The organism is Perspicuibacillus lycopersici (assembly GCF_025660475.1).
GTDB lineage: Bacteria > Bacillota > Bacilli > Bacillales > Caldibacillaceae > Perspicuibacillus > Perspicuibacillus lycopersici.
The window spans coordinates 714,653-728,213 of sequence record NZ_JAOUSF010000002.1 but is presented as its reverse complement, the minus strand read 5'-3'; the positions used below and the strand labels follow the sequence as shown (position 1 = coordinate 728,213).

Annotated in this window: 12 protein-coding genes; 10 read left to right on the top strand and 2 right to left on the bottom strand. The window is 35.3% G+C overall.

The features are described 5' to 3' along the window. The first annotated feature begins 79 nt into the window (after positions 1 to 79). From OEV98_RS07560 to OEV98_RS07550, 3 genes are read left to right on the top strand one after another with little or no spacing between them, the layout of a single operon-like run. Complete coding sequence (locus OEV98_RS07560; protein ID WP_263072730.1) at positions 80 to 841, top strand: methionine ABC transporter ATP-binding protein; 762 nt, start codon at positions 80 to 82, stop codon at positions 839 to 841. Continuing rightward, positions 834 to 1,496: a methionine ABC transporter permease gene (locus OEV98_RS07555; RefSeq protein WP_263072617.1), complete on the top strand. Its 663-nt coding sequence runs from the start codon at positions 834 to 836 to the stop codon at positions 1,494 to 1,496. The genes OEV98_RS07560 and OEV98_RS07555 overlap by 8 nt, the downstream gene beginning before the upstream one ends. A 57-nt stretch (positions 1,497 to 1,553) precedes the next feature. Continuing rightward, a complete protein-coding gene (locus tag OEV98_RS07550) occupies positions 1,554 to 2,375 on the top strand; it encodes a MetQ/NlpA family ABC transporter substrate-binding protein (RefSeq protein WP_263072616.1) in 822 nt (273 codons plus the stop codon). Positions 2,376 to 2,420: 45 nt separating this feature from the next. Here OEV98_RS07550 and OEV98_RS07545 read toward each other — a convergent pair whose 3' ends face one another. Then, positions 2,421 to 2,786, bottom strand: coding sequence for a DUF3899 domain-containing protein (locus OEV98_RS07545; protein WP_263072615.1), 366 nt, complete (start codon positions 2,784 to 2,786; stop codon positions 2,421 to 2,423). 342 nt (positions 2,787 to 3,128) lie between these two features. Here OEV98_RS07545 and OEV98_RS07540 point away from each other — a divergent pair, with 342 nt between their 5' ends. The 5 genes from OEV98_RS07540 (at position 3,129) to OEV98_RS07520 (ending at position 9,048) form a co-directional block, all read left to right on the top strand. Then, positions 3,129 to 4,796 (top strand): peptide ABC transporter substrate-binding protein, encoded by a 1,668-nt coding sequence (locus tag OEV98_RS07540; RefSeq protein ID WP_263072614.1) that lies wholly within the window; start codon positions 3,129 to 3,131, stop codon positions 4,794 to 4,796. Between the two features lie 159 nt (positions 4,797 to 4,955). Then, positions 4,956 to 5,885: an oligopeptide ABC transporter permease gene (gene opp3b, locus OEV98_RS07535; RefSeq protein WP_263072613.1), complete on the top strand. Its 930-nt coding sequence runs from the start codon at positions 4,956 to 4,958 to the stop codon at positions 5,883 to 5,885. Continuing rightward, positions 5,885 to 7,042 carry an oligopeptide ABC transporter permease gene (gene opp3C / locus OEV98_RS07530; protein WP_263072612.1) on the top strand — a complete coding sequence of 386 codons (1,158 nt, stop codon included), beginning with the start codon at positions 5,885 to 5,887 and terminating at the stop codon, positions 7,040 to 7,042. The genes opp3b and opp3C overlap by 1 nt, the downstream gene beginning before the upstream one ends. A 15-nt stretch (positions 7,043 to 7,057) precedes the next feature. Further along, positions 7,058 to 8,113 (top strand): ABC transporter ATP-binding protein, encoded by a 1,056-nt coding sequence (locus OEV98_RS07525; RefSeq protein WP_263072611.1) that lies wholly within the window; start codon positions 7,058 to 7,060, stop codon positions 8,111 to 8,113. Then, a complete protein-coding gene (locus tag OEV98_RS07520) occupies positions 8,110 to 9,048 on the top strand; it encodes an ABC transporter ATP-binding protein (protein WP_263072609.1) in 939 nt (312 codons plus the stop codon). The genes OEV98_RS07525 and OEV98_RS07520 overlap by 4 nt, the downstream gene beginning before the upstream one ends. Before the next feature lie 155 nt (positions 9,049 to 9,203). Here OEV98_RS07520 and OEV98_RS07515 read toward each other — a convergent pair whose 3' ends face one another. Further along, a complete protein-coding gene (locus OEV98_RS07515) occupies positions 9,204 to 9,752 on the bottom strand; it encodes a DUF1273 domain-containing protein (RefSeq protein WP_263072608.1) in 549 nt (182 codons plus the stop codon). 464 nt (positions 9,753 to 10,216) lie between these two features. Between OEV98_RS07515 and treP the strand changes: the two genes are divergently transcribed. Both treP and treC read left to right on the top strand, forming a co-directional pair. After that, entirely contained in the window at positions 10,217 to 11,647 is a 1,431-nt protein-coding gene (gene treP / locus OEV98_RS07510) for a PTS system trehalose-specific EIIBC component (RefSeq protein WP_263072607.1), read from the top strand. A gap of 211 nt (positions 11,648 to 11,858) precedes the next feature. Further along, a complete protein-coding gene (treC, locus tag OEV98_RS07505) occupies positions 11,859 to 13,547 on the top strand; it encodes an alpha,alpha-phosphotrehalase (RefSeq protein WP_263072606.1) in 1,689 nt (562 codons plus the stop codon). The last annotated feature ends 14 nt before the right edge of the window (positions 13,548 to 13,561 follow it).

The window sequence follows — 13,561 nt, the reverse complement described above, 5'->3', positions numbered from 1 at the left end:
AATTGATGACATTGGCATATGGTTTCGCTATAATGGTAGAGGTTATTGTACCTTTCAAAAGGAAGAAAGGGGAATCATCGTGATTTCAATACATAATGTAAGCAAAAGCTATCACCAACAAAATATAGCCTACCAGGCGATTTCCAATGTCACGCTTAATGTAAACAAAGGAGAAATTCACGGCATAATTGGTGCAAGTGGAGCAGGAAAATCAACCTTACTAAGGCTGATGAATCTTCTGGAAGTTCCTGATGCGGGAGAAGTCTTGATTAATAATCAGGAGTTAACAAAATTAAGAGGAAGATCATTAAGGAAAGCAAGGCAAACAATCGGAATGATTTTTCAACATTTTAATCTTGTTGCAAATAAAACGGTATACAACAATGTTCTAGTTTCACTAGAATTAGCAAACTATCCGAAGAAAGACCGGCGAGCTCGTGTAACGGAATGCCTTAAATTTGTTGGATTGGAAACGCATGCGGATAAATATCCTGCCCAATTAAGTGGTGGTCAGAAACAGCGGGTAGCTATTGCAAGAGCGCTTGCCAATCAACCAGAAGTATTGCTTTGCGATGAACCAACATCTGCCCTTGATCCGAACACGACTGCAGAAATATTAGAGGTGCTTCAAACAATTAATCAACAATTAGGTGTTACCATTGTTATTGTTAGTCATGAAATGGAAGTTATTAAAAGTATTTGTAACCGAGTGTCGGTAATGGAAAAGGGACAAATATTTGATACGGTAAATATCATGCCAAAAGGGTTTACCACTCCTGATAAAAATCCACAATGGTTTGTTGATCAATTAACAAAGGCTGGTGATTTACACCATGCCTGATATTATAGTTCAGTACCAAACGGAAATTTGGCAGTCCATTGAAGAAACCTTTGTTATGGTTGGCTTTTCTATTTTGGCAGCGATTATCCTTGGTCTCCCTGTAGGAACATTTTTATTTTTATGCCGTAAAGGGCAGCTATTAGAAAATCGAGTGGTTTTTTCGATACTCAACCTATTTGTAAATATTGTCCGATCGTTTCCTTTTTTATTGTTTGTTGTATTTTTAATTCCATTTACAAGACTAATCGTTGGAACGGCTATTGGAACAATGGCAGCAACGATTCCATTATCCATTATGGCGATTGCCTATTACTCAAGATTAGTCGAACAAGCGTTGCTAGATGTTCCAAAGGGAGTGATTGAAGCAGCGACGGCAATGGGTGCCTCAATATTAGAAATTATTTACAAGTTTATTTTGGTAGAGGCACGTGCTGGCTTAGTGTTAGGACTTACAACATCGACCATTAGTTTTATTTCTTACTCAACAATAATGGGAGTTGTTGGCGGTGGCGGGATTGGTGATTTTGCAATTCGCTATGGTTATCAGCGCTTTGAAACAGAATTAATGATTTATATGATTATCATTATGCTAGTTTTTGTCCAAATCATTCAGTTTACTGGTGCGACAATCGCAAGAAAAATAGATAAAAGGTAATTACATATTTAGTAGTGCAACAAAACGAAACAACAAACTTATTTGGAGGTAACAGCAATGAAAAAAGTCTTACTATTAATTCTCCTGGTGATGATTTTTGTGCTTTCAGCATGTGGCCAAAAGGATAATGCAAATGAGAAGGATGGTTCTAATGATGAACTTGTGAAATTAAAGGTAGCATCATTAATCCCGCCAATGACGGAAATTTTAGATGTAGTAAAACCATTATTAAAAGAAGATGGAATTGATTTAGAAGTGGTTGTTTTATCGGATAATATTCAACCGAATAATGCATTAGCTGCAAAAGAGGTAGATGCTAACTTTTTCCAACATGTTCCATACATGGAACAATATAATGAAGAAAATGGGGCAAACTTAGTACCCGTTCAGGCAGTTTACCATGCAATCTATGGAGTTTATTCAAAGGAATACAAATCAATGGATGAAGTTCCAGACGGTGCTACAGTAGCAATTGCGAATGACCCTTCCAATATTGGGCGTTCCTTAGCTATTCTTGATCATCAGGGCATTATTAAGCTAAAAGAAGGTGTAGGTATTAATGCTACACAAGCGGATATTATCGAAAACGAAAAAAATCTAAAATTTGAAGAAGTAGATTTATTGATGTTAGCAAGAATGTATGATGATGCAGATTTAGTTATTATGACGCCTGCATATGCAGCACCACTTGGTTTAACACCAAAAAGTGATGCCCTTCTTACAGAAGGATTAGAATCAAAATTTGCGATTACTTTAGTTGCCCGAGAAGATAATAAAGACTCCGAAGCAATTCAAAAATTAGCAGAACGGATTTCTGGACCAGAAGTTAAACAATTTTTAGAAGAAAACTACGATGAAACTGCTATCCCAGCATTTTAAATAAAATAGTAAAAGGCGGACCAATGGGTTCGCCTTTTGCTATTTTTAAATGGTGTAAAAAAGAACAAGTAGTATTAATAACAGTAATAGCAACAGCAGTGTTTGAGATTTTAACCATTGATAAAACGTCATACTTAAGCTTTCTGATGGAAGTGGCTTATCCTTCCACTCCTCCAAGTAATCCTCTTTGTTAAACATTTTGTTATTAAATCTTCGAAACCCAAAAACAATACCATCAAAAAATCCCCCTTTAACTGTGAAAAGGAACAAATAAATGATGGCATATATTGCGAAAATATAAAAGAACGCATTAATAAAGTGAAGAAAATCATATTTTGGTGCAAAAATAAAAAACATCAAGAAAATAAATAAAAGATTTACTAACAACATTAGCCATTTATTTTTATACATCAATCCATCACCTATTATTAGTAGTTTTAGCCATTATATCATTTTACCCAGTTTACCTGAATAAAACTAAACAAAAAAGAGGGGATACTATTTAAATATAATAAATAAAATATAAAAAGGAAAAATAATACTTTAAACATTTAAAATACCATAAATTTTTCCTGTTTTTCTTTTATTCTTTTGATTTTAACATATCATAATTTAATATATTACGAGTTATTTTAAAATTTATACTTTACAAGAATAATAATGATGCTATAATTATAAATATATTCTTTCATTGCCTTCTACTAAGGTAAATGTCAGAAAATTAAAAACAGAAAAATAAGGGGGTCTTTTTTTATGAAGTTCAAAAAATGGTCTTTACTATTAGCAGTATTGCTACTAGCAAGTACATTTTTAGCAGCTTGTGGCGGTTCTGATGAAGGATCAAAACAAGGTGGAGAATCTACAGAAAAAGATGTAGAACAAGTATTAAACTTTATTAATGGAGATACTATTCCATCAATGGACTCTGTATTAGCTACAGATGAATATGGTTTCCAATTCCTTGGATCAACTATGGAAGGTTTATACCGTTTAGATGAAAATGGAGAACCAACTCCAGGGATTGCAACAGATTTTGAAACAAGTGAAGACGGTCTTACTTGGACATTTACATTACGTCAAGATGCAAAATGGTCCAATGGTGACCCTGTAACAGCTAAAGACTTCGTATTTGCTTGGCAACGTGCAGTTAATCCAGATACTGGTTCTGAATACGGTCCATACATGATGAGCGGAGTAATTAAAAATGCAACAGCGGTAAGTAACGGAGAAGTTCCGGTAGAGGAGCTTGGAGTATCTGCTCCTGACGATTATACTTTAGTTGTTGAACTTGAAAACCCAACACCTTATTTCGAATCATTAACAACATTCGGTACATTCTTACCACAAAATCAAGCGTTTGTTGAAGCACAAGGTGACAAATATGCTACAAGCACAGACACATTGTTATTCAACGGACCATTTACATTAGAAAAATGGGAAAGCACAAGCAATAGCTGGGAACTTGTGAAAAACGAAAGCTATTGGGATGCTTCAACAGTTAAGTTAGACAAGATTACTTTTGAAGTAGTTAAAGAAGTTCAAACTGCTGTTGACTTATATGAAAAAGGTGAAGTTGACCGTACAGGCTTATCTTCAGACCTTGTAGACCTATACTCAACAGATGATGATTATGCGGTAACACCAGAAACATCTGTATTCTATTTGAAACTTAACCAAACAAGAAATGAAGCTCTTGCAAACGTAAATGTGCGTAAAGCAATTAGTAGAGCATTTGATAAACAAGCATTAGTTGATGAAATTTTAAACAACGGTTCAATCGTTGCTAACGGTCTTGTTCCAAAAGACTTTGTAACTGTACCTGCAACTGGTGAGGATTTCCGTGATGCTAGTGGAGATTTAGTAACATATGATGTAGCAGCTGCTCAAGAATTCTGGGCTAAAGGTTTAGAAGAATTAGGAGTAGACAGTGTTGAACTTGAATTCTTAGGTGGAGACACAGATACTTCTAAGATTATGAACGAATGGCTAGCAAATCAATTAGAACAAAATCTACCTGGTTTAACAGTTACATTAAAACAAGTTCCATTTGAACAACGTTTAGATTTAGATACAAATATGGATTATGATATTCAATTTGCTGGATGGGGTCCTGACTACCTTGATCCATATACATTCTTAAATCTTTGGTTAACAGATGGCGGTAACAACAAAATGGGCTATTCTAACAAAGAATATGATAAGTTAGTACAAGATACTGCAACAACACTTGCTACTGATAATGATGCTCGCTATGAAAACTTCTTAGCAGCTGAAAAATTATTATTCGAAGATGCAGCAATTGCTCCTGTATACCAAAGTGCAATGGCTCAATTAATTTCACCAAAAGTACAAGGTGTATTTGTAAATAAATTTGGTGCAACTTATGAATATAAATGGGCTTATGTTGGTTCTGAAGAATAAAACATTATAATCATTAAAAACATAGTTCGTGTGGGAAAGTAAGAGAGTGTATTGCTGCATTACGGCGTATGCTCTCTTTTCTCCTTGTTATTGAAATTTCTCACAATAATGAACATTTATATTATGTTCATAAATTAAAAAAATTTAGGAGGTGTAAGTATGGCTCGTTATATTCTACGTCGGGTTGGATATATGATAGTAACATTGTTTATAATTGCGACGGTTTCCTTCTTTTTAATGAAACTGTTACCCGGAAGTCCGCTACAAGCAGATGACAAATTAAGTGAAGAACAGAAAGCAATTGTATTAGAAAAATATGGATTAAATGATCCTGTGCCAGTCCAATATGTGCGATATGTTGGAGGACTTGTACAAGGAGATTTAGGAATTTCCTTTGCATTTGATAATACGCCTGTAACGAAAATATTAATGGATCGTCTTGGGCCATCAGCACTATTAGGTTTTCAAGCAATGGTTATCGGTACAATTTTAGGTATCATTCTAGGACTTATTGCAGCAATATTCCATAACGGTCCTCTTGATTACACCTCAACAATAATCGCTGTATTAGGAACATCCATCCCTTCCTTTGTATTTGCTGGACTATTGCAATACGTGTTTGCTGTTGAACTAGGGTGGTTCCCTGTTGCGTTATGGGGCGAATTTCAACATACCATACTACCAACCATTGCATTAGCTATTGGACCTTTAGCTACTGCTGCTCGTTTTACTAGAACAGAAATGATTGAAGTACTTGGTTCGAATTTTATTATTACTGCTCGGGCAAAAGGTATAAGTGAATCAGGAATTGTATTTAAACATGGATTACGAAATGCAATGATTCCATTAATTACCGTAATTGGTCCGATGGCAGTTGGACTTATGACCGGATCGATGGTTATTGAACAAATTTTCGCAATACCTGGTATTGGGGAGCAATTTGTTAAATCGGTAATGGTTAATGACTATCCAACTATTATGGGAACAACATTACTTTATGCTTTTGGATTTGTTGTAATCATCTTAATCGTCGACCTCCTTTATGGATTAATTGATCCTAGAATTAGAATTGCTGGAGGGAAAAGTTAATGGATAAAAATAATTTAAACGATCTATCAAAAGATTTATTTGTACCTCTAGAAAGCAAAGAAGATACTAGTGAGAAAATTTCAAGACCTAGTAGAACATTCATGCAGGATGCAAGAAGAACGCTATTTAAAAATAAACCTGCGGTAATCAGTATAGTTATCCTTATTATAGTTATTTTAATGAGTATTTTTGGTCCTTACATGAACCACTGGGGAGATAATGATCAAGAATTAGCTCGTGCAAAAATGCCTCCACGTATTCCAGTACTGGAGAAAGTTTCTTGGCTTGGTGTGGACGGTACATTAAGAGAAGAATTTAAGGGTAAAGATGTAGAGGATGCTACAAGAAAAGCAATCGCTCGTTTCGACAATGCAGAAGACTTTATTGATATTAAAGTTCTTAAAGAAGGCGACGGCAGCAGAAACTCTGCAGAAGTAAAAGCAATCTATCACATATATGAAGCACAAAATATGGAAGATACGTATTTCTGGTTAGGTTCCGATCCACTAGGTCGTGACCAATGGACACGTCTATGGTTAGGTACTCGTGTATCGCTTATTATTGCTTTCGTTGCAGCATTATTAGATATATTAATCGGGGTTACTTATGGTGGCGTTTCTGCTTTCTATGGTGGAAAAGTCGATAATATCATGCAACGTATTCTCGAAATTCTCGTAGGTATACCAAACCTTGTTATCATTCTATTGATGATGCTTGTCCTTCAACCGGGTATTGTATCCATTGTCATTGCCCTCTGTATTACTGGTTGGGTTGGTATGGCACGGATTGTACGTGGGGAAGTTTTGAAAATTAAGAGTCAAGAGTTCGTTTTAGCAGCAAGAACATTAGGTACTCCAAATGGTACGATTATTCGTAAGCATTTACTACCAAATATTAGTGGTATTATTATCGTTAATACAATGTTCTCCATTCCGAGTGCAGTATTCTTTGAAGCCTTCTTAAGCTTCATTGGTTTAGGTATTGTGCCACCGGATGCTTCATTAGGTTCGTTAATCAATAGTGGATTTGCTAATATTCGTCTATATCCATACTTATTAGTATTTCCAGCAGTATTGTTATCAGTTATCATGATTGCGTTCAATATTTTAGGTGATGGACTTCGTGACGCGTTCGATCCTAAAATGCATAAAAAATAAGGTAGGTGTCTTTAAATGAGTAAACTATTAGAAGTAAAAGATTTAAGAGTATCATTTAACACCTACAACGGTGAAGTACAAGCTGTTCGAGGTGTGAGCTTTGATCTAAACGAAGGAGAAACATTAGCAATCGTAGGGGAGTCTGGTTCCGGGAAATCCGTTACTTCTTCTGCACTAATGGGACTACTTCCTAAACCACAGAGTATTATTAAAAGTGGTGAAATCCTCTTTAAAGGGGAGGATTTAGTTAAAAAATCAGAAAAAGAAATGCAAAAGATTCGTGGAAAAGAAATCTCTATGGTATTCCAAGATCCAATGTCATCACTTAATCCGACAATGAAAATTGGTAATCAAATCATGGAAGGTTTGATTAAACACCAAAATATGGGTAAGGCAGAGGCGAAGAAAAAAGCTGTTGAACTATTAAAATTAGTTGGTATCCCATATCCAGAAGTGCGTGTTAATCAATTTCCACACCAATTTTCTGGTGGTATGCGTCAACGGGTAGTTATTGCCATTGCACTTGCTTGTAATCCAAAGCTATTAATTGCTGATGAACCAACAACTGCATTGGATGTTACAATTCAAGCGCAAATTTTAGAGCTAATGAAGGAAATTCAACAGAAAACGAAAAGTTCTATTATTTTTATTACCCATGATTTAGGTGTGGTAGCAAACGTAGCAGACCGTGTAGCAGTTATGTATGCAGGAAAAATCGTGGAAATAGGAACAGTAGATGATATTTTCTACAATCCTAAACATCCATATACTTGGGGATTATTAGGTTCTATGCCAACACTTGATAGTGAAGATGAAGAACTATATACCATTCCTGGTACACCGCCAGATATGTTAAATCCTCCAGTAGGAGATGCATTTGCTCCGAGAAATTCGTATGCATTAGAAATTGATACGGTTATGGAGCCACCAATGTTTAAAGTATCGGACACTCATTATGCAGCAACATGGCTACTACATGAGAATGCTCCAAAAGTGGAACCTCCTGAATCTGTAAAACGGAGAATAGAAGGATTCGCGAAAACGGGTGCAAAGGGCGGTGAAACAAAATGAATACAGAACAAAAACTTCTTGAAGTAATTGATTTGAAAAAGCATTTTTCTGCTGGGCGTAATAAAGTAATTAAGGCAGTAGACGGTGTTTCGTTTGATGTTTATAAAGGCGAAACCTTTGGTCTTGTAGGAGAGTCAGGTAGTGGTAAATCTACTACTGGTAGAACCATTATTCGCCTCTATGATGCAACAAGTGGAGAAGTTAAATATAATGGGGAAGACGTTCACGGGAAAAAGTCAAAAGCAGACCTATTGAAATTTAATCGAAAAATGCAAATGATTTTCCAAGATCCATCTTCTTCCTTAAACCCTCGGATGACTGTATTAGATATTATTGCCGAAGGATTAGATGTGCATCACTTAGTAAAAAATGAGAAAGAGAGAAAAGAACGTGTAGAACAATTGCTATTGGATGTTGGTTTAAACAAAGAGCATGCTACTCGTTTCCCTCATGAGTTTAGTGGTGGACAAAGACAACGGATTGGGATTGCAAGAGCACTTGCAGTAGATCCAGAATTTATTATTTGTGACGAGCCGATATCTGCTCTTGACGTATCAATCCAAGCACAAGTAGTAAATTTATTGAAGAAGCTTCAAAAAGAACGTGGCTTAACATATTTATTCATTGCTCATGACCTTTCCATGGTGAAATACATTAGTGATCGTATTGGCGTTATGCATTTAGGTAATTTGGTAGAGCTTGCGGATAGTGATGAATTATACCATAACCCAATTCATCCATATACAAAATCACTATTATCTGCTATTCCACTTCCAGATCCAGACTATGAGCGTTCACGTACACGTATTACGTATGATCCATCGGTACATGATACAAGTGAAGAACCTGAATTTAGAGAAATAAAACCAAGACACTGGGTTCGTTGTACAACAAAAGAATTTGAAAAGTACAAAAAAGAACTCGAAAATAAATAATAAAGTTCAAAATTTTAACCCCAATGAGGACTAGCTTATGCAAAAATAGTCCAATCATTGGGGTTTTTGTGATTAAATGACAATATCAACTTTGTTGTATGCTTTGCTCCAATCTTCTGAATGACCGCGTTACTAGTTTACCAACTGTTTTACCACTACTTATATAGCTCTTCCTCTGCGATAACCTGTAAATCATAAGAGTTAATGATGAAGAGTTGATAGTCGGTTGTTTCAGCGTATTGTGTTGCTAATTCTTTTAAGTATTTAGGCGAACCCGGATTCTCATCATCATAAATGAGTAGAAGCCCATCGGAATTCCGTAAGAAAAACTTATTTTTTTCAATAAATTGCCAAGGGCCCTCATATGGACGCTTCGTAAGACTTGTATGGAAATCCGCATTCATTAATATTTCTTCGTACGTTTCTTGCTTTGCCTCGTTCCAATTTTTCTCCTGATCAAGAAATGGCGTGATAATAGCATATTTTAATTGTGGGTATTCCATTTGCATGTCCATAATGACTTCTGCTGCCCATGTTTCTACTCCAAGTTGACCACTTAATATTATCCATTCCAAGCCTTCATCGATTTGCTTTAAAAGCTCTCGCTCGATCGCCTTTTTTATAATGGCGATTCCTGGATGTTTATTATCAAAAATACCAAGTTCGTGTTGTTTATAACCTGTAATAACTAATCGTTTAACCAATGTACTAACTCCTTAGGTAAAAATCTGCTATTACTAGCATAATGCAAAAATGATTAATTATCAGTATTATTTTCTACACAACTACATATATTGAGTTTTGATGTGAAACAATAAGAATAAATGAAGTAGTCTAAAAATAAGGTGTTTTTATTGTTTCCTATTGGGTAGAGACTGCAGAGTGAGATACACTTCGCTTTCCTGTGTGGGCGCGATTTCCCTCGGGAGTCTTTATGTATTCAGTCTGCTCGGCAGTGCATTCAAAATAGTTTCTCTAAAGTATTAAGTTACCCTTTAGTAAACAACAGAAAAAAGAAATCACAAGAAAGTGATAAAAAGTAATTGACAAGATGTATATACAAGTTTAAAATGAGAACGTATTCAAAATTTGTATATACAAGTTATAGGTTGTGCTGAACATAAATGAGAAAACTATAAAAATATAAAATGATTGGGGAGGAAATACGATGAGTAAATATACAGAACCAGCTAAACAGCTTTTAGAGAACATCGGTGGAAGCGATAACATTTCTGTTGTAACGCATTGTGCAACAAGAATGCGCTTTGTATTAAAGGAACCGAAAAATGCAAATGTAGAAGCAATTGAAGCGATTGGTCTTGTAAAGGGTACATTTACGCAAGCAGGACAATTCCAAGTAATTATCGGGAATGAAGTATCTTCTTTTTATAATGAATTTATTAAGCTAGCAGGCGTTAGTGATACATCGAAAGACGAAGTGAAGCAAGCGGCTAAACAAAACATGAATTTCTTACAACGATTAATTTCGCACTTAGCAGATATATTTACACCGCTCATTCCAGCAATCGTAGTAGGGGGATTAATTTTAGGCTTCCGAAATATTTTAGGGGACATCAAATTACTAGAGGATGGAACGAAGTCTATTATTGAGGTATCTCAATTTTGGGCAGGGGTTCATTCCTTCCTTTGGTTAATTGGTGAAGCGATATTCCACTTCTTACCTGTAGGTATTACATGGGCAGTTGCTAGAAAAATGGGAGCAACACCAATTTTAGGAATTGTTTTAGGGATTACCCTAGTATCACCACAGTTGCTTAATGCATACTCCGTAGCAGGAGCTGATGAGATTCCTGTTTGGGACTTCGGTTTTGCACAAGTAGAAATGATTGGTTATCAAGCACAAGTAATTCCAGCAATTTTAGCAGGGTTATTATTCTCTTGGTTAGAATTAAATCTTCGTAAAATCGTTCCAAACTCTATTTCAATGATTGTCGTCCCGTTCTTTTCTTTAGTACCTACTGTGTTAATTGCACATACTGTACTTGGACCTATCGGTTGGCAAATCGGTTCATTTGTATCTGATGTTGTTTATTCAGGATTATCTTCTGCCTTTGGATGGTTATTTGCAGCAATATTTGGATTCGTTTACGCGCCATTAGTTATTACTGGATTACATCATATGACGAATGCCATTGATTTACAATTAATGAGTGAATTAGGTGGAACGAATCTATGGCCAATGATTGCATTATCGAATATTGCCCAAGGATCTGCAGTACTTGCGATGATTTTTATCAATAGAAAAAATGAACAAGAAAAACAAGTATCCATTCCAGCTACCATTTCTTGTTACTTAGGGGTAACGGAGCCAGCAATGTTTGGTATTAACTTAAAATATGGTTATCCGTTTTTAGCAGCAATGATTGGTTCAGCTATTGCAGCTGTAATCTCCGTTGGAAGTAATGTAATGGCGAACTCCATTGGGGTTGGTGGATTACCTGGTATCCTATCAATACAACCAAAACATATGTGGATGTTTGCACTCGCTATGTTAGTAGCAATCGTAATTCCATTTATATTAACGTTAATTTTTGCAAAAGCAAATGTTGGTAAAATTTCATTGAAAAAAGCAAAATGATATGGATCAATAATTAAATAAAGAAATAAAAGGGGGACTGAAATATGTTCCCTTTTACTATTAAATATAGGAACATTTTGTGAAAATAAACAGAGAATAAACATAAGTATAAACCTGCAAAGGTATGCGATGTGCAGCTATTATTACGAATAATTTAATTAGACCTTAAAAACGGCAACTTTGTATATTCAAAAATAGGTAGGTGTAATAAATGGAGCAATATTGGTGGAAGAAATCAGTCGTATATCAAATTTATCCAAAGAGTTTCAAAGATACAACAGGAAGCGGAACGGGAGATATTCAAGGAATCATCAGCAAATTAGATTATTTAAAACAACTAGGGGTGGATGTATTATGGCTTACTCCGATTTATCAGTCTCCGCAACGGGATAATGGTTACGATATTAGTGATTATTATAAAATTTATGAACCATACGGATCAATGGAAGATTTTGATCAACTGCTTAAAGAAGTTCATCTGCGAGGTATGAAATTAATTATGGACATTGTAGTAAACCATACTTCTACTGAACATCAATGGTTCAAAGAAGCAGCATCCTCTAAAGAAAATCGATATCGCGATTTTTATATTTGGAAAGACGGGAAAGCTGGAGAGAAACCAAATAATTGGCAATCAAAATTTGGTGGATCAGCCTGGGAATATGACGAAAAAACAGAACAATATTATTTACACTTATTTGATGTGACGCAAGCAGATTTAAATTGGGAAAATATTTCTGTGAGGAGATCTGTTTATGAGATGATGAACAGCTGGTTAAATAAAGGTGTCGATGGTTTCCGTCTAGATGTTATCAATCTTATTTCGAAAGATCAGCGCTTCTTAGATGATGATGGAACAGATGCAACGAAGGATGGTCGGAAATTTTACACAGATGGTCCTCGCGTTCATGAATATTTGCAGGAAATGAATCAAGAGGTTTTTTCAAACAAGCAAATTATGACCGTTGGAGAAATGTCCTCTACCTCCATTGAAAATTGTATTAAATATACAAATCCGTCTCGTAAAGAGCTAGATATGGTATTTAGCTTTCATCATTTAAAAGTAGATTATCCGAATGGAGAAAAATGGGTACGAGCAGACTTTGATTTTATTAAATTAAAGCAAATTTTATCACAATGGCAAGTTGAAATGGGCAAGGGTGGAGGATGGAATGCACTATTTTGGTGTAACCATGATCAGCCTCGAGTAGTATCCCGTTTTGGTAATGAAGGAAAATATCATCGAGAATCTGCTAAGATGCTTGCAACGACGATTCATATGATGCAAGGAACTCCTTATATTTATCAAGGCGAGGAATTTGGCATGACAAACCCAAATTTTGATACGATTAACGATTACCGTGACGTAGAATCGTTAAATATTTATCAAATACTTAAGGAAAGTGGTAAGTCAGAGGAAGAAATCATTACTATTTTAAAACAAAAATCACGCGACAATTCGCGAACACCGGTACAATGGGACGATACCATTAATGCGGGATTTACCACTGGAACACCATGGATACCAACTGCGAAAAATTATAAAACTATTAATGCTAAAAGTGCATTGGCCGATAAGGAATCTATTTTTTATCATTATCAAAAGCTTATACAATTAAGAAAAAACTACGATATTATTACAACTGGGGCTTATGAGTTGCTATTACCAGAGCATGATGCTATCTTTGCTTATATACGCAGTACGGATAAAGAGAAGCTGTTAGTAGTAAATAATTTCTATGAACAAGAAGTAGAATTTCAGCTACCAGCAGAATCCAATTTTTCGGGTTATGAAAGTGAAGTTTTAATTTCAAATTACAAGGACGTGGCAATGGATTATTCAAAAATCCACTTACGCCCATATGAATCCATTGTATACTATTTAAAAAGCAGCAATTAATAAATACGAGAGAG

What these genes read in the sequence shown, in the direction of transcription:
- OEV98_RS07550 (WP_263072616.1), top strand. Translation starts at nt 1,554, where the DNA reads ATGAAAAAAGTCTTACTATTAATTCTCCTGGTGATGATTTTTGTGCTT.
- OEV98_RS07520 (WP_263072609.1), top strand. Translation starts at nt 8,110, where the DNA reads ATGAATACAGAACAAAAACTTCTTGAAGTAATTGATTTGAAAAAGCAT.
- OEV98_RS07545 (WP_263072615.1), bottom strand. Translation starts at nt 2,786, where the DNA reads ATGTATAAAAATAAATGGCTAATGTTGTTAGTAAATCTTTTATTTATT.
- opp3C (WP_263072612.1), top strand. Translation starts at nt 5,885, where the DNA reads ATGGATAAAAATAATTTAAACGATCTATCAAAAGATTTATTTGTACCT.
- opp3b (WP_263072613.1), top strand. Translation starts at nt 4,956, where the DNA reads ATGGCTCGTTATATTCTACGTCGGGTTGGATATATGATAGTAACATTG.
- OEV98_RS07555 (WP_263072617.1), top strand. Translation starts at nt 834, where the DNA reads ATGCCTGATATTATAGTTCAGTACCAAACGGAAATTTGGCAGTCCATT.
- OEV98_RS07540 (WP_263072614.1), top strand. Translation starts at nt 3,129, where the DNA reads ATGAAGTTCAAAAAATGGTCTTTACTATTAGCAGTATTGCTACTAGCA.
- treP (WP_263072607.1), top strand. Translation starts at nt 10,217, where the DNA reads ATGAGTAAATATACAGAACCAGCTAAACAGCTTTTAGAGAACATCGGT.
- OEV98_RS07525 (WP_263072611.1), top strand. Translation starts at nt 7,058, where the DNA reads ATGAGTAAACTATTAGAAGTAAAAGATTTAAGAGTATCATTTAACACC.
- treC (WP_263072606.1), top strand. Translation starts at nt 11,859, where the DNA reads ATGGAGCAATATTGGTGGAAGAAATCAGTCGTATATCAAATTTATCCA.